Here is a 19,081-nt window from a genome sequence, read left to right as displayed (position 1 = left end):
CGACGCCGGGCGACCGGTGGTGCTGAGCGACTAGAACTTGCGGTCGGGCAGCGCGGTGGTGGCGGCCTCGGGCGAGTCGAAGGTCTCGCTCGGGACGACGATCGAGGACTCGACCGTCTCGCCGGCCAGGGTCTTCTCGACCGCGTCGAGGGCGGTCTCGCCGAACAGCGGGTTGTACTCGGCGACGAAGCTCAGCTCGCCGTCGGCCAGCGCCTGCAGGGCGTTCTTGGTGCCGTCGATCGTGGCGATCTTGACGTCGGTGCCGGGGGTGAGGCCGGCCTCCTGGACGGCCTGGACGGCGCCGAGGCCCATCTCGTCGTTCTGTGCGAAGACCAGCTGGACGTCGTTGTTGTTCGACTTCAGGACGGTCTCGAAGACGCTCTTGGCCTCTTCGGTGGACCAGTTCGCGGTCTGCGCGCCGATCTTGGTGAACTTCGAGTCGGCGCCGATGACCTCGTCCCAGCCCTCGTTGCGCTCGTTGACGACCGAGACGCCCGCGGGGCCCTCGAGCGTGAAGTACTTCGCGCCGCTCGGGAAGGTGGTCTTGGCCCAGTCGGCGACCGAGGTGCTGACCGCGATGTTGTCCGGCGCGATGCGGGTCACGTAGAGGTCGGTGTTGTCCGGCTCGATGCCGCGGTCGATCAGGATGACCGGGATCTCGGCCTCCTGGGCGCGCTCGAGCGAGTCCTCCCAGCCGGAGCCCTCCGTGGCGGAGAGCAGGATGATGTCGACGCCCTCGTCCACGAAGGAGGTGAAGGAGTCGATCTGCGACTTCTGGTCTCCGTTGGTGGCGGGTGCGTACTTCAGGTCGAAGCCGGCGTCCTTGGTGAACGTGTCCTCGATGTTGGTCTCGTTCGCCTGGCGCCACGCGCCCTCGGGGCCGACGGCCACGAAGCCGACGGTGGTGAGGTCACCGCTCGAGCCGGAGCCCGAATCGGTGCCGGAACCGCCCGAGCAGCCCGCGAGTCCGAACGCGAGTGCGCCGACTGCTGCGAAACCCAGGAACTGGCCGATACGCCTCGTCTTGGACATAGATCTCCTCCTTGAGATCGCGGGCACGAAGAGAGTGCCCGAGATGGTGGACCCCGAAGGGCCTCGAATGCGGGCCTAGCGGCCCGAGGTGCGGTGAGTGCAGGATGTGCAGTGGGCGCCGGCCGAAGCAGCGCCACGTCGAAATGTTACCGTGAACAATTCTTGTGACGCAACAGCACGGCGGTGCGCTTCGGTAACGATCCGGTCGCGGGGCCCGCAGGGCCCGATGGCAACCCTCTGCCCGGTGGTCGGGCCCGGGAGTAGCTTCCCTGGCCATGATGCTCCCTCGATCGCGCTCCGTCCCCGCGACGGCCGCGACGGCGGCCCTCGTGCTCGCGCTCTGCGGATGCTCCGCGGACGGCACGGCGGCCCGCCGCGCGGCCGACGCCTTCCTCTCCGCGCTCGCCGACGGCGACGGCGCCGCGGCGTGCGCGCTGCTCACCGGCTCCGCCCGCGAGGCCGTGGAGGACCGGGAGGGCGACTGCCCCGGCGGCGTGCTGGAGCTCGGGATCGCGGAAGACGGAGCAGGGGACGCCGAGGTCGACGGCCGGGCGGCGATCGTGCGCTCCGGCGGCACCGCGGTGTTCCTCACCCCGGGCGACGACGGCTGGCTGGTGCGCGCGGCCGGCTGCGCGCCGGTGGCGGACGCGCCCTTCGACTGCGTCCTGGACGGGAGCTGACGTGCGCACCGCTTCCGCCCTGTACTACGCCGTGATCGTGCTCGGCCTGATCGGGTTCTTCGCCGTCGGGATCCTCGGGAGGTGAGCCGGATGCGCCGCTTCCTGCGCGAGAACGGACTCTCGCTGTTCTTCCTCGCGATCTTCCTGCTCGCTCTCGCCGGGCAGTCGTTCGCCGGGCTCGCCGCCTACAACGACACCCAGGTCGCGGAGGGGCTGCGGGAGGTCGGCTACTGGCGCTTCGTCACCTCCTCCGACTTCGCGATCGACGTCGCCGAGAACTGGCAGTCGGAGTACCTCCAGTTCTTCCTCTACATCGGAGCGACCGTCTGGCTCGTGCAGCGCGGCTCGCCCGAGTCGAAGCGGGTGGGCGAGGAGGGGCTCGAGACCGACGAGCAGCAGAAGGCGGGCGCGTCCGCGGAGGACGACTCGCCGCCCTCGGCCTCCGCCGGCGGCGTGCGGCAGGCGCTGTTCTCGCACTCGCTGCTGCTGGTGATGGGGGTGGTGTTCCTGCTGTCCTGGGCGGCGCAGTCGGTGACGGGCGTCGTGGCCTACAACGAGGAGCAGCTGACGAGCCTGGAAGCGCCCGTCGACTGGCTCGGCTACGTCTCCTCCGCCGACTTCTGGAACCGGACGCTCCAGAACTGGCAGTCGGAGTTCCTCGCGGTGGGCAGCATGGCGGCGCTCGCCGTGTTCCTGCGCGAGCGCGGGTCGAGCGAGTCGAAGAAGGTGGGCGACCCGCACGGGCGGACGGGGATCTGAGCGGTCAGGGCGCGTCGGATCGGACGCGGATCTCGTCGCCCTCGAGGGCGAACCGCAGGGACGTGCCGATCGGGAACCGCTCGCGCAGGGCCTCCGGCGCCGCCGACGTCACGGTGAACTGCGCGACCGCGGGGAACGCTCCGGCCGTGCAGCCCTGGAAGAACAGGCCGTCCTGCGGCTCGGCGGTCCGCACGATGGAGAGGCACGAGCCGGCGCTCGAGGAGCGGCGCTGCCGGACGACGGTGAGCCCCGTGTCGGCGGGCAGGCTCTGCCGCACGACGGTGAGCCCGCCGAAGTCCTCGGTGGTGACCGATCCGTCGAACCCCAGTCCCTCCCAGCCGGGGAGGTCGGTGCCGTTCGACAGCGGCAGCACGGCGACCTCGCGGCCGGGCTGTCCGTCCTCGGCGGTGGCGAGGAGGGTGGCCCCCGCGGCGACGGCGGCCGTCGCGGCCAGCGCGGCGAGGAGGAGGAGGCCGCGCCGACGGGAGCGGCGGGGCGGGACGTGGCCGAAAGGGTCGGACTCCTCGTCGGCGGAGGCGTCCGCGGAAGGTGCCGCGTCCTCCGGCGCCGCGTCCCCGGAGACCGCGGGAACCACCGCGTCCGGCAGTGCGGTGCCGAGGGCGGGGCGGACGCGGGCCTCGAGCGCGGAGAGCCGGGCGAGCGCGCCGGGGTCCCGCTCGATGTCGGAGCCTAGGCCGTAGGCGCGCCGCTGCAGCTCCGCGAGCTCGTCCGGTCGCTGATCGTCCACCCCCGGATCCTCGCAGGCCCGGCGCCCGAGCGGGACCCGCCGGCGCGTCGAGGTCCTGGCGGTCGAGCAGCCCGGACGGCTCATCGAGACCCGGTGGACGGTGCGGCCGCTCGGCCGGCGGGGGAGGTCAGTCGTCGTCGTCGTCGAGGTCGTCGTCGCGGTCGGCGGCGATCATCTCGACGATCGTGTCGACGGTGAGCCAGGGGCCGTTGCTGACCTCGCCGATCTTCTCGCGGTCCTTGAAGACGACGATGCGGTCGCTGAGGCGCACCACCTCCTCCAGCTCGGACGAGATGTAGACGACGGTCACCCCCTCCTTCGCGAGCTGCGCGATGTGCGCCTGGATCTCGACCTTCGACGCCACGTCGATCCCGCGCGCCGGCTCGTCGAGCACGAGCAGCCGCGGACGGGTCGCGAGCCACCGCGCGAGGACCACCTTCTGCTGGTTGCCTCCGGAGAGGTACTTCACCGGGATGTCCGGGTCGGCCGGCGAGATGTTCAGCGCCTCGACGTAGGTGCGCACCAGGGTGTCGGTCTCGGCGGCCGACAGCGGGTGCGCCCAGCCGCGCAGAGCCTGCAGGCCCAGCACGAGGTTCTCGCGGAGGGAGAGGTCGCCGATGATCCCGTCCTCGCGGCGGTTCTCGCTCGAGTGGGCGATGCGGTGGCGCAGGCCCGACACCGGGTCGGAGATGCGGGCGGGCTCGCCGTCGATCAGCACCTCGCCGGTGTCCGGCTTCTCGACCCCGCTCACCAGCGACGCCAGCTCGGTGCGCCCCGAGCCGCGCAGGCCCGCGAAGCCCACGATCTCGCCGCGGTGCAGCTCCAGATCGGTCGGGCCCACGGCGCCGCGGCGGCCGATCCCGTGCGCGCGGTAGATCGCCGGGCCGACCGGCTGGCGGCGGTGCTCGCGGCGGTCGGAGCCGATCTGCCGCAACGCGTCGATGTCCTTGCCGATCATCTTCGCGATCAGCTCGGCGCGGTCCATGGTGTGCGCCGGGTACTCGCCGACGGTGCCGCCGTCGCGGAGCACCGTCAGCCGGTCGCTGAGGGTGAGGACCTGCTCGAGGAAGTGCGAGACGAACAGGATCGCGACGCCCTGGTCGCGCAGCCTCCGCAGCACCGTGAAGAGGCGGGCCACGTCGCTGAGGTCGAGGCTGGAGGTGGGCTCGTCGAGCACGAGCACGCGCGGACGGTCGACCATCGCGCGGCTGATCGCGACCAGCTGGCGGATCGCCGGCGAGAGCGAGCGCAGCGGCAGGTGCGGATCGAGGTCCTCCAGGCCCAGCTCGGCGAGCATCTCGGCCGCGCGGTGGTGGGTGCGCGACCAGGAGATGCCGAAGCGGCCGCGGACCTCGTGGCCGAGCATCACGTTCTCGCCGATGCTGAGGTTGTCGGTGAGGCGCTCGTCCTGGAACACGGCCGTGATGCCCGCTGCCTTCGCCTCCGCCGGGCCGCTGAAGCGCCGGGCGACGCCGTCGACGAGGATCTCGCCCGCGTCGGGCTGGTGGATGCCGGTGAGCGTCTTGATCAGCGTGGACTTGCCCGCGCCGTTCTCGCCCATCAGCCCGTGGATCTCGCCCGGCACCAGCCGCAGGTTCCCGTCCTTCAGAGCGGGTCCGGAGGCGAAGGAGACGCGGATGCCGGTCATCTCGACGACGGGTGCCGCGGAGCTCCGGGTCGTCCTCGATGAGATCGCCACGTGCCGTCCTCGGTTCGTGTGCGGCGCGCCGTCAGGGTCCGGCGTGCCAGGGGCTGCCGCCGATGATACGCGAGCGCATGCGGCGGGACGGGAACAGGAGGGTCACGATCGGGGAGCGGCCGTGGAGGAGCGGATCACCAGCTCCGTGGGGATCCGGGTGCGCTGCGGGATCTCCTGGCCGCGGATCCTCGCGTGGATCACCTCGGCGACCGTCGTCCCCAGCTTGTCGAAGTCCTGGCGGACCGTCGTCAGCGGCGGGAGGAAGTGGCGGGCGGTGGGCAGGTCGTCGAAGCCGACGATGCTCATGTCCTCGGGCACGCGGATCCCGCGCTCGACGAGGCCGTGGATCACTCCGAGCGCCATCTCGTCGTTCGCGACGACCATCGCGGTGAAGTCGGGCACCGACTGCAGGCTCGCGGCGAAGTCGTACCCGGAGTCCGGGGTCCAGTCGCCGATGACGATGGGGCGCTCGTGCATCCCCCACGACTTCGCGCGGCTGTGGAAGGCGCGCTCGCGGGCGCGCGCGTCGAGCCAGTCGAGGGGGCCGGAGAGGTGCAGCACGTCGCGGTGGCCGAGGTTCCCCAGGTGGTCGACGGCCTGGAACATGCCGGCCTGCTGGTCGACCGAGACGGTGAGGAAGCTCGGATCCTTATCGCTCTTCACCACGAGCGTCGGCACGCCGATCTCGACGGTGCGGAGGGTCGCCACGGAGGAGGAGCGCGGCGCGATCACGCAGAGCGCGTCGATCCCGAGGCCCATCAGGTGGGCGATCGCGTCGGTGGGGGTCATCTCGAGGTCCGGCCGCAGCGCGACGGAGGTGATCGAGTACCCCTTCTCGCGGGCGGCGCGCTCGATCGCGCGGAGGGTGCTCGACGGCCCGTACTCGGCGCCGCTCTCGATCATCACGCCGATGCGGTCGGTGCGCTGCGTGACGAGGGAGCGGGCGGCGATGTTCGGCCTGTAGTTGAGCTCGTCGACCGCCTCGAGGACCTTCTGGCGGGTCGACTCCTTGATGTTGGGGTGCCCGCTGAGCACGCGCGACACGGTCATGTGCGAGACGCCCGCGACCGCCGCGACATGGCGGAGGTTCGGCCGATCGGCCATGAGAGGACCTCCTCCGCTCCCCGGGCGGGTGAGCCGCGCCACCCCGGCGCGGACGAGGCTCAGAGCGCTCGGCTGCCGGGGGTGGCACCAGCATAGTCAGGCGGGGCCGACCTCCCGGTGGGCGCCTCCTGAGCGGGCGGGCATCGTCCGTTCCGCTGCCGGATCGGCCGTGGCGCGGGGCGGGCGGGACCGTCCCGGTCGCGTCGCTCTCACTGCGGTCCTCGATGATCGAGGGGGCTCCGGGGCGTCGTGAGCCCTCGCCAGAACACGTCGTGCAGGGAATGCTCGGCGACGAGCTCCGGAAGGATCGGGGCCGCGTCCGCTCCTCGTAGGAGGATGTCGTCCAACGAAGCGATGACGTCCACGACCGAGCGCGGAGTGAACTGCCCGGCGAGACGTTTCGCCTTCGCACGGACGTTGTTGGGCGTGGGGCCCGCATCGATCACGGAGTGGTTCCAGAGCCGGCTGTGGTGAGCGCACCGGTTGCGCAGGTAGACGAGTGCGCGGACCCGGTAGGCGAAACCGGCTCGGGCGACTCCCAGACCGGACGCGACGTCCCCCGCAAGCGATCCTCGTGCCCCTCGCTCGATGCATCTCGACAGAGTTCCGAAGGACCAGGCCTCGACGGCCGACCACACCGGTAGCTCGCCGAAGGCGGCCGCGCCCCTGCCGCCGGGGAGCTCCGTGAAGCGGAGGACATGCCGTTCCCTGCTGCGCTCGATGTCGCGGAGGCACGAATCGACTGTCGACTCCGCGTTCGGAGACTCGGAGTAGAAGCTCTTCTCGAGAGAGCACTCGTACGGGCCGTGCTCACGAGCGACGACATGAGCCGTACGGCTGCGGAGAAGGATCTCGGCACGGGCCAGTCGAGCACGCAGGCTCTGCCGCAGCGCTTCATCTGCGTCGCAGACCGCTCGGACGTCCTCGAACGAGACTCCGTCCGCGAACGAGTCGTCCCCGTCGTGCGGAGCCCGCTGGAAGTAGCGGGCGTACCCGGAGAAGCGGTAGTAGTTCTGCGCGGCCAGGTAGCTCGTGCAGGCCTCCCCGTCGGCGATGCCGAGCCCGCGGTCACGGAGGAGCTGGACCTGCTGCTTCCACGACAGGCTCGGTTTCCGTGCCATCGCAGTACCTCGGTGCCGAAGAAAAAGGCCCCTCCCATGTGAGCATCGCGGAGAGGCTTGGGAGGGGGTCGATCGGATCGAATCTACCAGGCGTCCCTCAGCCGTGGTCCCTGCGGCGCCACCCGACCAGCCGGTGGCACGAGTGCTGATCGGACCATCGCCGCAGGACGGAGAGGGCCGACCGCCGCGGCGCCGAACGCTGCGGGTCTTCGAAGGCGCGGGGCGGGCGAGTACTCTCGGGAGCCTCATGGCACGCGACAACGAACCGACCGTCACCCTCACCGATCCGCTCGAGGAGCGCCTGCGCGCGCAGGTCGTCCGCGAGGGGGAGCGCAACGTCGCTCTGCGATCCGCGGCCCTGCTCACCGGCGGGTACGAGGGCGAGTCCTTCCTCCTCACCGTGGGCGGCGAGCACGCCGATGGGATCCTCAAGGGAGCGCCCTCCCTCTACTGGCCCGAGCTCTGGGGTGCCCGCGCGCTCCTCTACGTCTGGGACGACGACGCCGCCGACGCGGTGACCGCCGGACTCGCGAACCCCTCCTGGCGCGTCCGCGAGATGTGCGCCCGCGTCTGCGCCGAGCGCGTGCTGGGCGGGCAGAAGAAGCTGTCCCGCCTGACCACCGACGAGCACCCCCGGGTCCGCGCGGCAGGAGCGCGCGCTCTCGTGGCGGCCGCTCTGGCGGGGATCTCCTCCGGTCGCGACGCGAAGGGCGAGTTCGCGGCGAGCGTCGAGGCCGTCCTGACGGGCATGCTCCGCGACCCGGACCGCGACGTCCGCCGCGCCGCGCAGCAGTCGGCCGACGCGCTGCGGGACGCCCGCTCGGCCTGAGCGGACCGCCCGCCGGCGGTCGAGGCGTCGCGAAGGGCCGCCTCCCGGCTCCGATGACGACCGTTCGTGACGCCTCGGAGCCCCGGGGGCTCAGCCGACCAGGTGCGTCGCGCGCTCGAAGGCGCGCTTCAGCTCGTCGCGCTTGCGGGGCTGGCTCATCGCCCGCTGGCCGGGGCTCCACGAGTCGATGACCGTCGGGCCGTCGACCAGGTAGGGCTCGATGTTCTTCTTCCAGCCGCTGGTCGGCGCGGTCCCGGCGTTGACGACGACCCGCAGGTCGGGGAGCAGCGGCAGGAGCCGGCGCAGCTCCATCGCGCCCTGCCGCACCTCGTCCGCGTCGGGGGCGCCGTCGAGCTGCCACGGCACGATGTTCCAGATCAGGGTGCGGGCGTGCAGTCCGACCTCGTCGCGGAGGGTCCAGGTCGAAGCGGCCGTCGCGTCGTCGTTGTCGACCGAGACGAAGCCGGAGCCGTCGGGGCCGGTCGACATCGGTCCCGGGGCCTCCAGCACGATGAGCGCACGCGCCTCGACGCCGGCCTCGGCCGGGTCGAAGTCGGGCACCACGGCACCGGGATGCCTGCGCGTGCGCCGGGCGAGGAGCTCCTCGCGGAACACCCGGAGGGGCTGCACCGAGGGCTCGTCCTCGAGCAGGGCCCGGCGCTCGTCGAGGGCGGAGCGGTCGCGGAAGCCGTACGGCTCGGTCAGGAACACCCTCCGAGGCTAGTCGCGATCCGCCCAGCCGCGGGAGGCGGGCCTGCGGGCGCCCTCCTGGGTGACCCCGGCAGGGCCTGGCTCGCGCCGCCCCCGGCTCCTACGGTCTGACTGCAGTCGAGAATCTGGACCGGAGGGGGTCACCGTGTCGGACGAGCCGTCAGTGAGCATCGGGGTTCCGTACGTCGAAGGGGGGTCGTCGCCACAGGTGCTGGACGTGTACAGCAGGTCGGTGTCCCCGGCCGAGGACGCCGCTCGGCCGGCCGTCGTGCTGATCCACGGCGGCGGGTGGTTCCGGGGGGACAAGAGCAAGGAGCGGGCGCTCGCGACGATGCTGGTCGACGCCGGCTACCTCGTGTTCGCGGCGGACTACCGCGAGGCTCCGGACTCGGTCTTCCCGGCCAGCAGGGACGACGTGCTCGCCGCGGAGCGGTGGGCGGTCGCGTCCGAGTGGGCGTTCGACCGGAGCAGGCTGGCGTTCTTCGGCGGATCGGCGGGCGGGAACCTGGTCGTGGAGGCCGCGATCGCGACCGGCCGGCCCGCCGTCAGCTGGTCGGGGATGTTCGACCTCCTCGGCATCGTCGAGGCGACCGACGACCTCCCGGCCACGCCGACGACGCAGGACCTCGACGCCATGAAGAGCGCCGACATCAACCAGACCGGCCGGAACGACGCCTTCCTGCGCTGGACGATCCTCAACGAGGTCGGGGGCGACCGCGGGCTGCTCACCGCCGCCTCCACGACGCGCCACGCCTCCCCGGACGGCGGGCCGGTGTTCCTGGCCAACTCGCTCGGCGAGTTCGTCCCTGTGAGCGACGCGCAGGCCATGCAGGCGGCGCTCTCCGCGGTCGGAGTCGCCAGCACGCTGCAGCTGATCCCGGGCACCCGTCACGCCGAGGGCTACACGGAGGCGGCCATCGGCCCCTCGCTCGCCTTCCTCCGCGACGCCCTCCCGCCGGCCCGAGCATGACGACGACGGAGTTCGCCGGAGTCGGAAACGTCTTCTACTTCGTCGACGACCTCGACGCCGCGATCGACTGGTACTCGGCGCGGCTCGGGCGCGAGCCCGTCGTCCGCGGCGAGGCGCTCGTGGCCTACGACCTGGACGGCACCCGCCTGACGCTGCACGAGCGGGACGAGCTGAACGGGCCCGGACCCGACGGCACGAGCCCGTACTGGACGGTCCCCGACGTCGACGCCGTCGTCGCCGACTGGACGGCGAACGGCGCCGTCGCCCACCGCGGTCCGAAGACGGTGTTCACGGGGGAGCGGCTGTGCCAGCTGCTGGACCCGTTCGGCAACCTCTTCTCGGTGCGGCAGGCCGTGTCCCGTGACTGAGGACGTCGCTCCGGCTCCCGCCGCCCCGGCGCAGACGTCCGCGCCGGCGCAGCCGTCGGCCTGGGCGCCCATGGCGATCACCGCCTTCCGCGTGCTGTGGTTCGCCCAGCTGGGCAGCAACATCGGCACCTGGATGCAGACCGTCGGAGCCCAGTGGTACCTGGTCGAGGCGGCCGCGGGCGCGGCGGTCGTCGCGCTCGTGCAGACGGCCAGCCTGGCGCCCTCGATCCTCGTCGCCCTCCCCGCGGGCGTGCTGGCCGACTCGCTCGACCGGCGGCGGCTGCTCATCTGGGGGTCGTCGGCCAGCGCGCTGCTGGCGGCGGCTCTGACGGTCGTGGCGGCGGTCGGTGCGCTGACGCCGTGGACGATCCTGGCCTTCACCTTCCTCCTCGGCATCACCTCCACCCTGACCTCGCCCGCCTGGCAGGCGATCCAGCCGGAGCTCGTGCCCCGGAACCTGATCGCGGCGTCGTCGGCCCTCGGAGGGGTGACGGTGAACGGCGCGCGCGCGGTCGGCCCGGCCCTGGCGGGCGTCGTCCTCTCGGCGTTCGGCGCTCCGGTGGTCTTCGGCATCAATGCCCTGAGCTTCATCGGCGCGGTGCTCGCTCTGCTCCGGTGGAAGCGGCCGGCGCAGACCGGCCTCGACGACCGCGAGCAGTTCGGCGCCGCGCTGAAGGGAGGGATCCGGTACGTCGCCTCCGCGCACCTCGTCCGCCGGATCCTCCTCCGCTCCGCGCTCTTCGCCCTGCCGGCCAGTGCGCTCTGGGCGCTGCTGCCGCTCACCGCGAAGCGCCTCCAGCTCGACTCCAGCGGCTACGGCTTCCTCCTCGGGGCCCTCGGTGCCGGTGCCGTGCTCGGCGTCTTCGCCCTGCCGCTCGCCCGCCGGAAGCTCTCGGACGACGTCGTCATCGGGGCGAGCGCCGTGCTGTTCGCGGCGGGGACGCTCGCGGCGGCCTTCCTGCCCCTCGTCCCGGCGCTGCTGCTGCTGGTCCTCGCGGGGCTGGCCTGGATCGGCACCCTCACCGTGCTGAACGCGGCACTGCAGCTCACACTGCCGCAGTGGGTGCGGTCCCGCGGAGCCTCGATCTACATCCTGGTCTTCATGGGGACCATGGCGGTCGGCTCGATCGGCTGGGGCCTGGCCGCGCAGGTGCTCGGCACCGCGCCCGCGTACGCCGCGGCGGCCGCTCTGCTCCTCCTCGTGGCGGCCAGCGTGCGGGTACTGCCGCTGCTGCCGGGGACGGGCACCGTCGACCGCAGCATCTCGATGTCGTGGCCGACGCCCACGCTGGTGTTCGAGCCGGAGCCGACGGACGGGCCGGTGATGGTGCAGATCTCGTGGACGGTCCGCCCCGACTCCCTCGCGGACTTCCGATCGGCCATGCGGCTGCTGGAGAGCTCCCGCCGCCGGACCGGCGCCTCGCGGTGGGCGCTCTACCGGAGCGGGGAGGAGGCCGACGTGCAGCTGGAGACGTTCATGGTGCCCTCGTGGGGCGAGTTCCGGCGGCAGGAGACCCAGCGGCTCACCGGCCGCGACCGCGAGATCCGCGCGGCGGCGCTGACCCACGCCGACGGCGATCCCGTCGAGCGGCACTTCTTCCCGAGCGCGACGCCCTCCTCCTGAGAGAGGGAGCGGCGGCGAGCCGTCCCCGTGATCGTCGAGACGCCGGCCTGCGAGCGGTGTCCCGGCGGCGCGCGGACGCCTCGGCGCGTCTCGGGCGCGAGGGCCGAGGTGCGCCGCGGTCAGCCGCCGACGGTGGAGCCGAAGCCGGACTTGCCGGAGGAGCCGAAGCCGCCGGAGAGGGTCGCCTTCGAGCCGACGGTCGAGCCCGCCGGCGCGCGCTGCACGACGTCGGGCTGGGTCGCTCCGCGGGCCGCGAAGCCACCGGACGCGACGGGCGCCCAGCTGGTCGCCCGCGTCGAGTTCCAGCGCGAGGACGCGAAGATCAGCGGGCCGAGCCAGAAGCCGCCGGCGTAGTGCCCGCGGTACTCGTCGGTCGCCTCGCACAGCTGCTCGGGGTCGTCGCCGACCTCCTCGCCCTGCGCCTGGAGCTGGGCGATCTGCTCCCGCACGTCGGCGAGGCAGTCCTCACGGCTCGCGTAGACGGGGCGCTCGGCGTTCTCGGGGATGACGTAGTCCTGGCCGTCGGCTCCCGTGGCGACGACGCCGTCGGTCGAGGGGCCGCCGTTCGCGAGGGCGACGGCGAGGCCGACCGCGCCGACCGCGACCGCGCCGCCGATGAGCAGGCCGCGGCGGTTCTTCGCGATGCCGCTGATGCCGACGCTCCGGGAGCGGTGGGGAGCGGTGCGGGTGGGGCCGTCGCCGCGGCCGGTGCCGCCGCTCGAGCCTCCGCTCGGCGTGCCGGAGCCCGCCGCGGGCTCGCGGCTGCCCCAGTCGTTCCCGGAGCTCGGCGTCCCGGAATCGCCGGGGGTGCGGTCGTCGTCCGTCATCGGGTCTCCTCGTCCTGCGGGCGGGCCGCGCGGGTGTCCTGCGGCCGGTCGTGCTCGGGGGCGCCGTACTCGGGCGCGGGGGTGCCGGGCGCGGGAGCGCCGTAGGCGGGGGCGGCGCCGTGCCCGGGGCGGGAGGCGGCCGACGCGGCGTCCGCGGCCCCGTCGCTCCGTCCGCCCTCGATGTAGTGGGGCACGAACTCCGCCAGGTCGCCGGTGATCAGGCCGCTCGTCTCGCGCACGTCGATGCCGGCCGGGGTCTCGCCGACGATCCAGCTGCCGATGACGACGGTCTTCCCGTCGACCCGGGCCAGTTCGGCGCGCTCCTGGTGGATGAAGCCCTCGGCGCCGTAGCTCCCGCCGTTCTCGGCGACGACCGAGCCGTCGGCGTCGAGGACCGTCACGTTCGCGCCCTCCCGGCCCAGGCGCGGCTTGCGCACCTGCGCGGTGCCGGGTAGCGGATGCACGGAGGCGGGCAGCAGGTTCGGGTGGCCGCGGAACATCTCCCACAGCACCACCAGCAGCTGCTTGTTGCTGAGCAGGAGCTTCCACGCCGGCTCGACCCAGCGGGTGCGCTCGCGCCGGTCGAGGAGGAGGCCGCCGAACTGCTCGCCGAGCATCCACTCCCACGGGTACAGCTTGAAGACGTGGCGGATCGGCTCGCCGTCGCCGTCGAGGAAGCCGGCGCCGTCGAGCTCGTAGCGGATGTCCTCGACGAAGATCAGCTTGGGGTCGAAGCCGGCCTGCGCCGCGGTCTCGGCCATGTAGGCGACGGTGTCGGCGTCCTCGACGATCAGCTCGCCGTCTCCGGAGTCGTGCAGCGACGCGAGGTGCAGCCGGGCGCCCTCGTCGAGGCTCCAGCGCTCGAGGCGGAGGTGGCGCCACTGCTCGACGAGCTGCTCGTGCAGGCTGTTGAACTGGTCGGCGTCGGGACCCTTCGTCTCGACGAGCCACTGCCACTGAGCCGCGGCGGTCTCGACCAGCGAGGTCGGGGTGTCGGCGTTGAACTCGAGCAGCTTCACCGCGCCCGCGCCGTCGTAGGCGAGGTCGAAGCGGCCGTAGACCGTGGGGTCGTCCTCGTCCCACGAGGTGCGCACCAGCTCGTGGAAGCGGGGCGGGATGCCGAACTCGGCGAAGCGGCCCTTCCGCACCACGAGCTCGCACGCCTCCATGCAGAGGTCGAAGAGCTCCGAGGTCGTGCGCTCGAGCAGGTCGATCTCGGCGGGCTCGAAGGAGTACGCCGCGGACTCGTTCCAGTAGGGGCGGCCGCCCTCGGAGGGGAGGTCGTAGAAGCTGAAGCCGATCTCGTCGCAGCGGGCTCGCCAGTCCGGTCGCGGAGTGAGGGTGTGTCTGCGCATGATGTCCGGCAAGTGTAGGTCGGGCGTCCGCGTGAGGGCAGGGGGTGGCGCCGTCCTCCGCGCTAGCCTCGACGGGAGCGAAAGGCCGTGCCATGACCGCACCCCTCCCGCTCGCGGGCGTCCGCGTCCTCGAGCTCGGCAACTTCATCGCGGCGCCCACGGCAGGCCGACTGCTCGCCGACTTCGGCGCCGAGGTGATCAAGGTGGAGCGGCCCGGCACGGGGGACGAGCTGCGCCGCTGGCGGCTGCACGAGGGGTCCGAGACCTCGCTCCTCTTCCACACGATCAACCGCAACAAGCGCTCGATCGCGCTCGACCTGCGCACGGACGAGGGGCGGGACGCCGTCCGCCGCCTGGTCGCCGAGTGCGACGTGGTGCTCGAGAACTTCCGGCCCGGCACGCTCGAGCGCTGGGGGATCGGGCCGGACGTGCTCGACGAGGCCCGGCCCGGCATCGTGATCGGCCGCATCTCCGCGTTCGGGCAGACCGGCCCGCTGTCGGCCCGGCCCGGGTTCGCGGCGGTCGCGGAGGCGATGGGCGGGTTCCGCGAGCTGGTCGGCGACCCGGACCGGCCGCCCGTGCGCGTCGGCGTCTCGATCGGCGACTCGATCGCCGGGCTGTACGCGGGCTACGGAGTGATGATGGCGCTGTTCCAGCGCGAGACCCGCCGCTCCGCCGGGCTGGATCCGGCACCGCTGGCGGAGCGGGTCGTCGACGTGGCGCTGCACGAGGCGATGTTCTCGATGACGGAGTCGCTGATCCCCGACTTCCAGGCGCACGGCATCGTCCGGGAGCGCGTCGGCGGGCGGATGGAGGGCATCGCCCCGACCAACGCCTACACCTGCGCCGACGGGGCGAGCATCGTGATCGCGGGGAACGCGGACGCGATCTTCCAGCGGCTGATGGCGGTGATCGGCCGCGCCGACCTGGGCGAGGACCCGGCGCTCGCCTCGAACGAGCAGCGCTGGGCCCGGCGCGACGAGCTGGACGCGGCGATCGGCGCGTGGACGGCGGGCCGCACCGCCGCCGAGGCGCTCGCGGTCCTCGACGACGAGGGCGTCCCCTCCGGCCCGATCTACACGGCCGCCGACATCAGCGCGAGCGAGCAGTACGCGGCGCGCGACATGATCCAGGCCTTCGACGTCGAGGACGCCGGCGGCACCCTGCGCGGCGTGGGCTTCCCGGGGATCGTGCCGGTGCTCGGCGGCCGCTCCCTCCCCATCCGCTCGCTCGCGCCCGACCTGGGCCAGGACACCGAGGAGGTGCTGGGGATGCTCCGGCGCACCGGTCCCGCTGCTCCCTCCGCCGGCGGGGCTGCTGCTGCAGCTCCGGCCGCTCCTGCCGCTCCCTCCGCCGCCGCTGCCGAGGAGGCCGGCCGGTGACCGCGCTCGCCTCCGCGCGCCTGCGCGACGTCACCCTCCGCGACGGCCTGCAGCTCACCGGCAAGCTCCTGACGACCGAGCGCAAGGTCGACCTCGCGCGCACGCTGCTCGCCGCGGGAGTGCCCGAGCTCGAGATCGGCTCGCTCGCGCGCGGCGACCTCGTCCCTCCGATGGCCGACACCCTCGACGTGATCGCCGCGCTCACTCCCGAGGAGCTGGAGCGGTGCTGGGTGTGGGTCGCGACTCCGCGCCACGTCGAGCGCGCGGCCGCCGCGGGGGCGCGCCGCTTCCAGTACTGCTTCTCGGCGTCCGACTCGCACAACCTCGCCAACGTCGGCAGGCCGACCGAGGCGAGCATGGCCGCGATGCCGGAGGCGGTCGCGCTCGCCGAGAGCGTCGGCGGGCGGATCCAGCTGTGCATCGCCACCTCCTTCACCTGCCCGTTCGAGGGCCCGGTCGACCCGGAGCGCGTGCTCGCGATCGCGCGCGACACGCGAGCGGAGGGAGCGGCCGACGTGGTCGTCTGCGACACGCTCGGTCAGGCGCACGCCGGCCAGGTGGCGTCGCTCGTCTCACGCGTGGCCGCGGAGACCCCGCCCCGCGAGATCGTGTTCCACGGCCACGACACCTGGGGCTCGGGCGTCGCGAACGCGATCGCCGCCGTGCAGGCCGGGGCCGCGGTGGTCGACGGCGCGCTCGGCGGCCTCGGCGGCTGCCCCTTCGCACCGGGCGCCAGCGGCAACACGGCGACCGAGGACCTCCTGTTCGCCCTGCGCCCCGACTGGTTCACGCCCGGCGCGCTCGCGGTCCTCGTCGGCGAGTCGGAGGCGCTGCTCGCCGAGCTCGGCGAGCCCGGCCGCTCGAAGGCCGCGCAGGGCGCCCGCTCGAACGCCCCCGCCTTCCCCTGGGCGCTCTGAGCGGATCGTCCCCCGCTCGCCGGTCCGAGGCGTCGCGAACGGTCGCCTCCCGCCGCGGAGGACGACCGTTCGCGACGCCTCGACAGCGTCGTGCGGGTCAGCGCGCGAGCAGCGCGCCGAGGCGTGCGCGCTCGGCGCGGAGGACGTCGACCAGGAGGGACCCCTCGCGTGCGGCGAGCCAGCGCTCCAGGGCGAGGTCGAAGAGGGCGGAGGCCGCGAGGGCGGCGAGGGCCGCGTCCTCCGGCGCGACTCCGGCGTCGACGAGGGCGGCGCGCATGCTCTCGGCGAGGGCGGCCGACTTCAGGAGCTCGCGCTCGCGCAGCTGCGGCTCGGAGCGCACGACGGCACGGCGGGCGGCGATCGGAGCGCGCCAGGTCTGGAGGTCGCCCGAGGCGGCCGCCTCGAGGCCGTGCATCACGAGGTCCATCGGCGCGAGGCCGGCGGGGGCGCCGGCGAGCAGGCGGCCGACGATCTCGGGGAACTCGCGCTCGCGGAGGAAGAGGACGTCGCGCTTGTCGGCGAAGTGGCGGAAGAAGGTGCGGGTGGTGAGCCCGGCGCGCTCCGCGATCGCGGGGACGGTGGTGCCCGCGTAGCCGTGCTCGGCGAAGAGCTCCATCGCCGCCTGCTCGAGGCGGAGGGCGGCGTCGGGGGCCCAGCGTGACATCCGCCCAGGATAGCTGACGACACGACGTGTCATCAGGAGTAGTGTGACGACACGTCCTGCCATCACTTCCGACTGGAGCCGCCCGTGCCCGAGAACGCCGCCGCCCTGCTGACCGCCCCGCGGGCCGACCTCGTCGTCCGCCCCGCTCCTATGCCCGTCCCCGGTCCGGGGGAGGTCCTGCTGCGCAACCGCGCCCTGGCCGTGAATCCGGTCGACGAGATGAAGCAGTGGACGGGCGATCTGATGTTCCGGTGGGTGCCGTACCCGGCGGTGCTCGGGGAGGACGTGGCCGGAGTGGTCGAGGCGGTCGGCCCTGGAGTGACGCGCTTCGCCGTCGGCGACCGGGTCGTCGCCTACGCGGTCGGGATGGAGCGCGGGCGGCGGAACCGCGACGAGGGCGCCTTCCAGGAGTACACGGTCGTGCGCGAGGACCTGGCGGCGCCGATCCCCGACCGGCTGGGCTTCGAGGAGGCGGCGGTGCTGCCGCTCGCGGTCTCGACGGCGGCGACGGCGCTGTTCCAGCGGGACCACCTCGCCCTGCCGCACCCGAGCGTCCCGGTCCGGCCGACGGGCAGGACGGTCGTGGTCTGGGGCGGGACGACGAGCGTGGGGAGCAACGCGATCCAGCTCGCCGTCGCCTCCGGGCACCGCGTGGCGACGACCGCGTCGCCCCGCAACCACGATCGGATGCGCGAGCTGGGCGCCGAGATCGTGCTCGACTACCGCAGCCCCACCGTCGTCGCCGACCTGGTGGCGGCGCTCGCGGGCCACGAGGTCGCGGGGGTACTCGCGATCGGGACGGGCTCCGGTGCCCCGTCGGTGGCGGTGGCCGCGGGCACCGGAGCGCGACGCGTCGCCCTGGCCAGCCCCTCCGTCTCGTTCGGCTCGCTCCCGCGCCGGCGCGGTGTCAGCGCCGCCTTCGTGCGGACGATGCTGCGCCTGGTCGGCGGCACCGCGGCGCTGCAGATCGCGGCCCGTCGCCGCGGCATCCGCGCCCGCTTCGTCTGGGGCGGCTCGCTGATGACGAACGAGGTGGGGCCGATGCTGTGGCGCGACCACCTGCCGGCGGCGCTCGCCGAGGGCCGTCACGTCTGCGCCCCGGCGCCCGAGGTGGTGGGTGAGGGGCTCGCCGCGCTGCAGCCCGCCCTCGACCGGCTGCACGAGGGTGTGTCGGCGGTGAAGCTGGTCGTCCGGCTCTGAGGGCGGGCCGCCGCCGCCTGCCCCGCCGTGCCGCGGACCGGCCGCTCCGCCCGCAGCTGCTCCGCCCGAGCCGTGCCGCCGAGTGGCCGCAGCGCCGGAGCCTCGGTATCGTGGCGCGCTCCGACGCGACCCGAGGAGATCCCGTGATCCGCCGCACCGCCCCCGGAGCCGCTGCGCTCCTCCTGCTCGCCCTGACCGGCTGCTCCGCCGGGTCGTCGCCCGCGGCGTCCCCGTCCGCCACTCCGGAGCCCGTCGGCGGCCTCGGGGTCGCCGTCTCGGCGCTCTGCGAGCCCGGCTCCGATCCGCAGTGCGTCCCGGTCGGCGGGCAGGACGTCCTCGTCGATCCCGAGGACTTCACCCGCGCGGGCGTCGCCGCGGTCGAGGCCGATCCGAGCACGGGAGTCGTCGACGTCCGGTTCGACGAGGCGGGCGCCGCCCTCCTGCGCCGCGGCTCGCAGGCGGCCATCGACGAGGGGGCCGACGCCCGGCTCCTCCTCCGCGTGGGCGACCGGGTCGAGTCGGCGCTCTCCGTGATGCAGCCGATCGAGGGCGACACCGTGCAGATCGTTCCCGCGGAGGGCGACGCGCAGGGGCTGGTCGACCGGATCCTCGCCGGCTGACGCCCGCCTAGGATCGGCGCATGGCGAAGGGTTTCCGCACGGAGCGCACGCAGGCGCTCCTCCTCGCGCAGCCCTGGGCGCTCTCGCTGGTGAGCGCCGTCTTCGTGGCGGGGATGCTCTGGCTGGCGGCGGACGCGGGCTGGGATCTCGGCGCGGTCGTCGGCGGCGGACGCCGGCACGCGCCGCTGTGGCTGGTGCTCCTGCTCGGCCTGCCGCTGTTCGGCGCCGGAGTGGTGCTCGGTGCGGTCCGGCAGGTGCGGCTCCTGCGGCGGCCGGCGGCGCCGCCCGTCCCGAGTCCGGAGGCGGAGCGGCTGCGGCGCGAGGGCCCGGGCTGGCTCAGCCGGCGCGAGGACGAGCGAGCGGCGCAGGGCGGGACCGGGAGCGCGCAGGGCGGCACCGGCGGCACACCGGACGTGATCGGCAGCGCTCCCGACGGCACGGACGACCCGCGCGACGAGGCCCGCTGACCGC

At 73.7% G+C, this 19,081-nt stretch carries 20 protein-coding genes; 11 read left to right on the top strand and 9 right to left on the bottom strand.

Going from position 1 to position 19,081, the window contains the following annotated elements; all coding sequences use genetic code 11:
- Window positions 1–30: 30 nt before the first annotated feature.
- Window positions 31–1,032: an ABC transporter substrate-binding protein gene (locus C5C36_RS03715; RefSeq protein ID WP_104222394.1), complete on the bottom strand. Its 1,002-nt coding sequence runs from the start codon at window positions 1,030–1,032 to the stop codon at window positions 31–33.
- Window positions 1,033–1,307: 275 nt separating this feature from the next.
- Here C5C36_RS03715 and C5C36_RS03710 point away from each other — a divergent pair, with 275 nt between their 5' ends.
- Window positions 1,308–1,712, top strand: a complete 405-nt coding sequence (locus C5C36_RS03710; RefSeq protein ID WP_104309283.1) for a hypothetical protein — start codon at window positions 1,308–1,310, stop codon at window positions 1,710–1,712.
- 90 nt (window positions 1,713–1,802) lie between these two features.
- A complete protein-coding gene (locus tag C5C36_RS03705; protein ID WP_104309282.1) occupies window positions 1,803–2,471 on the top strand; it encodes a DUF6766 family protein in 669 nt (222 codons plus the stop codon).
- A gap of 4 nt (window positions 2,472–2,475) precedes the next feature.
- Here the strand turns inward: C5C36_RS03705 and C5C36_RS03700 are convergent, their stop codons facing one another.
- The 4 genes from C5C36_RS03700 to C5C36_RS03685 form a co-directional block, all read right to left on the bottom strand.
- Complete coding sequence (locus tag C5C36_RS03700; RefSeq protein WP_104309281.1) at window positions 2,476–3,219, bottom strand: hypothetical protein; 744 nt, start codon at window positions 3,217–3,219, stop codon at window positions 2,476–2,478.
- A gap of 127 nt (window positions 3,220–3,346) precedes the next feature.
- On the bottom strand, window positions 3,347–4,867 hold the full coding sequence (locus tag C5C36_RS03695) for a sugar ABC transporter ATP-binding protein (RefSeq protein WP_104255631.1): 1,521 nt from the start codon (window positions 4,865–4,867) through the stop codon (window positions 3,347–3,349).
- A 153-nt stretch (window positions 4,868–5,020) separates the two neighbouring features.
- Entirely contained in the window at window positions 5,021–6,022 is a 1,002-nt protein-coding gene (locus C5C36_RS03690; RefSeq protein ID WP_104222399.1) for a LacI family DNA-binding transcriptional regulator, read from the bottom strand.
- A 209-nt stretch (window positions 6,023–6,231) separates the two neighbouring features.
- Window positions 6,232–7,143: an Abi family protein gene (locus tag C5C36_RS03685; protein WP_104309280.1), complete on the bottom strand. Its 912-nt coding sequence runs from the start codon at window positions 7,141–7,143 to the stop codon at window positions 6,232–6,234.
- Between the two features lie 247 nt (window positions 7,144–7,390).
- Here C5C36_RS03685 and C5C36_RS03680 point away from each other — a divergent pair, with 247 nt between their 5' ends.
- Window positions 7,391–7,972: a HEAT repeat domain-containing protein gene (locus C5C36_RS03680; RefSeq protein WP_258072181.1), complete on the top strand. Its 582-nt coding sequence runs from the start codon at window positions 7,391–7,393 to the stop codon at window positions 7,970–7,972.
- A 90-nt stretch (window positions 7,973–8,062) separates the two neighbouring features.
- On the opposite strand, the gene C5C36_RS03675 is transcribed toward C5C36_RS03680, so the two are convergent.
- Window positions 8,063–8,683 carry a hypothetical protein gene (locus tag C5C36_RS03675; RefSeq protein ID WP_104288159.1) on the bottom strand — a complete coding sequence of 207 codons (621 nt, stop codon included), beginning with the start codon at window positions 8,681–8,683 and terminating at the stop codon, window positions 8,063–8,065.
- A gap of 232 nt (window positions 8,684–8,915) precedes the next feature.
- Here C5C36_RS03675 and C5C36_RS03670 point away from each other — a divergent pair, with 232 nt between their 5' ends.
- From C5C36_RS03670 to C5C36_RS03660, 3 genes are read left to right on the top strand one after another with little or no spacing between them, the layout of a single operon-like run.
- Window positions 8,916–9,653, top strand: coding sequence for an alpha/beta hydrolase (locus C5C36_RS03670; protein ID WP_159940689.1), 738 nt, complete (start codon window positions 8,916–8,918; stop codon window positions 9,651–9,653).
- Window positions 9,650–10,021: a VOC family protein gene (locus C5C36_RS03665; RefSeq protein ID WP_104288158.1), complete on the top strand. Its 372-nt coding sequence runs from the start codon at window positions 9,650–9,652 to the stop codon at window positions 10,019–10,021. Before C5C36_RS03670 ends, C5C36_RS03665 begins: the two co-directional genes overlap by 4 nt.
- Window positions 10,014–11,645 (top strand): MFS transporter, encoded by a 1,632-nt coding sequence (locus tag C5C36_RS03660; protein ID WP_258072179.1) that lies wholly within the window; start codon window positions 10,014–10,016, stop codon window positions 11,643–11,645. The genes C5C36_RS03665 and C5C36_RS03660 overlap by 8 nt, the downstream gene beginning before the upstream one ends.
- A gap of 119 nt (window positions 11,646–11,764) precedes the next feature.
- Here the strand turns inward: C5C36_RS03660 and C5C36_RS03655 are convergent, their stop codons facing one another.
- Window positions 11,765–12,472: a hypothetical protein gene (locus tag C5C36_RS03655; RefSeq protein WP_104309279.1), complete on the bottom strand. Its 708-nt coding sequence runs from the start codon at window positions 12,470–12,472 to the stop codon at window positions 11,765–11,767.
- Entirely contained in the window at window positions 12,469–13,827 is a 1,359-nt protein-coding gene (locus tag C5C36_RS03650; RefSeq protein WP_181133768.1) for a glutathionylspermidine synthase family protein, read from the bottom strand. Before C5C36_RS03650 ends, C5C36_RS03655 begins: the two co-directional genes overlap by 4 nt.
- Before the next feature lie 92 nt (window positions 13,828–13,919).
- On the opposite strand from C5C36_RS03650, the gene C5C36_RS03645 reads away from it, so the two are divergent.
- Both C5C36_RS03645 and C5C36_RS03640 read left to right on the top strand, forming a co-directional pair.
- Entirely contained in the window at window positions 13,920–15,209 is a 1,290-nt protein-coding gene (locus C5C36_RS03645; protein ID WP_104309278.1) for a CaiB/BaiF CoA-transferase family protein, read from the top strand.
- The gene (locus C5C36_RS03640; RefSeq protein WP_181133767.1) at window positions 15,206–16,126 is read left to right on the top strand and encodes a hydroxymethylglutaryl-CoA lyase; all 921 of its coding nucleotides are present in this window, start codon (window positions 15,206–15,208) and stop codon (window positions 16,124–16,126) included. The genes C5C36_RS03645 and C5C36_RS03640 overlap by 4 nt, the downstream gene beginning before the upstream one ends.
- 97 nt (window positions 16,127–16,223) lie before the next feature.
- Here C5C36_RS03640 and C5C36_RS03635 read toward each other — a convergent pair whose 3' ends face one another.
- Window positions 16,224–16,790 carry a TetR/AcrR family transcriptional regulator gene (locus tag C5C36_RS03635; protein ID WP_181133766.1) on the bottom strand — a complete coding sequence of 189 codons (567 nt, stop codon included), beginning with the start codon at window positions 16,788–16,790 and terminating at the stop codon, window positions 16,224–16,226.
- Between the two features lie 84 nt (window positions 16,791–16,874).
- Here C5C36_RS03635 and C5C36_RS03630 point away from each other — a divergent pair, with 84 nt between their 5' ends.
- The 3 genes from C5C36_RS03630 to C5C36_RS03620 all read left to right on the top strand — a co-directional run bounded on the left by C5C36_RS03630 (window position 16,875) and on the right by C5C36_RS03620 (window position 19,077).
- Complete coding sequence (locus tag C5C36_RS03630; protein ID WP_104261080.1) at window positions 16,875–17,990, top strand: zinc-binding alcohol dehydrogenase family protein; 1,116 nt, start codon at window positions 16,875–16,877, stop codon at window positions 17,988–17,990.
- Window positions 17,991–18,133: 143 nt separating this feature from the next.
- Window positions 18,134–18,610: a hypothetical protein gene (locus C5C36_RS03625; protein WP_104234350.1), complete on the top strand. Its 477-nt coding sequence runs from the start codon at window positions 18,134–18,136 to the stop codon at window positions 18,608–18,610.
- Window positions 18,611–18,630: 20 nt separating this feature from the next.
- Window positions 18,631–19,077 carry a hypothetical protein gene (locus C5C36_RS03620; protein WP_104247793.1) on the top strand — a complete coding sequence of 149 codons (447 nt, stop codon included), beginning with the start codon at window positions 18,631–18,633 and terminating at the stop codon, window positions 19,075–19,077.
- The last annotated feature ends 4 nt before the right edge of the window (window positions 19,078–19,081 follow it).

This window comes from Rathayibacter sp. AY1G1 (genome assembly GCF_002932095.1).
Taxonomy (GTDB): Bacteria; Actinomycetota; Actinomycetes; order Actinomycetales; family Microbacteriaceae; genus Rathayibacter.
Note: the sequence above shows the minus strand (reverse complement) of the source record. Positions and strands in the feature narration are given on the sequence as shown.

Bases quoted from the DNA above. Each gene is read 5' to 3' on its own strand.
- C5C36_RS03715 (WP_104222394.1), bottom strand. From the start codon at position 1,032: ATGTCCAAGACGAGGCGTATCGGCCAGTTCCTGGGTTTCGCAGCAGTC.
- C5C36_RS03710 (WP_104309283.1), top strand. From the start codon at position 1,308: ATGATGCTCCCTCGATCGCGCTCCGTCCCCGCGACGGCCGCGACGGCG.
- C5C36_RS03705 (WP_104309282.1), top strand. From the start codon at position 1,803: ATGCGCCGCTTCCTGCGCGAGAACGGACTCTCGCTGTTCTTCCTCGCG.
- C5C36_RS03695 (WP_104255631.1), bottom strand. From the start codon at position 4,867: ATGACCGGCATCCGCGTCTCCTTCGCCTCCGGACCCGCTCTGAAGGAC.
- C5C36_RS03690 (WP_104222399.1), bottom strand. From the start codon at position 6,022: ATGGCCGATCGGCCGAACCTCCGCCATGTCGCGGCGGTCGCGGGCGTC.
- C5C36_RS03685 (WP_104309280.1), bottom strand. From the start codon at position 7,143: ATGGCACGGAAACCGAGCCTGTCGTGGAAGCAGCAGGTCCAGCTCCTC.
- C5C36_RS03680 (WP_258072181.1), top strand. From the start codon at position 7,391: ATGGCACGCGACAACGAACCGACCGTCACCCTCACCGATCCGCTCGAG.
- C5C36_RS03665 (WP_104288158.1), top strand. From the start codon at position 9,650: ATGACGACGACGGAGTTCGCCGGAGTCGGAAACGTCTTCTACTTCGTC.
- C5C36_RS03655 (WP_104309279.1), bottom strand. From the start codon at position 12,472: ATGACGGACGACGACCGCACCCCCGGCGATTCCGGGACGCCGAGCTCC.
- C5C36_RS03650 (WP_181133768.1), bottom strand. From the start codon at position 13,827: ATGCGCAGACACACCCTCACTCCGCGACCGGACTGGCGAGCCCGCTGC.
- C5C36_RS03645 (WP_104309278.1), top strand. From the start codon at position 13,920: ATGACCGCACCCCTCCCGCTCGCGGGCGTCCGCGTCCTCGAGCTCGGC.
- C5C36_RS03635 (WP_181133766.1), bottom strand. From the start codon at position 16,790: ATGTCACGCTGGGCCCCCGACGCCGCCCTCCGCCTCGAGCAGGCGGCG.
- C5C36_RS03620 (WP_104247793.1), top strand. From the start codon at position 18,631: ATGGCGAAGGGTTTCCGCACGGAGCGCACGCAGGCGCTCCTCCTCGCG.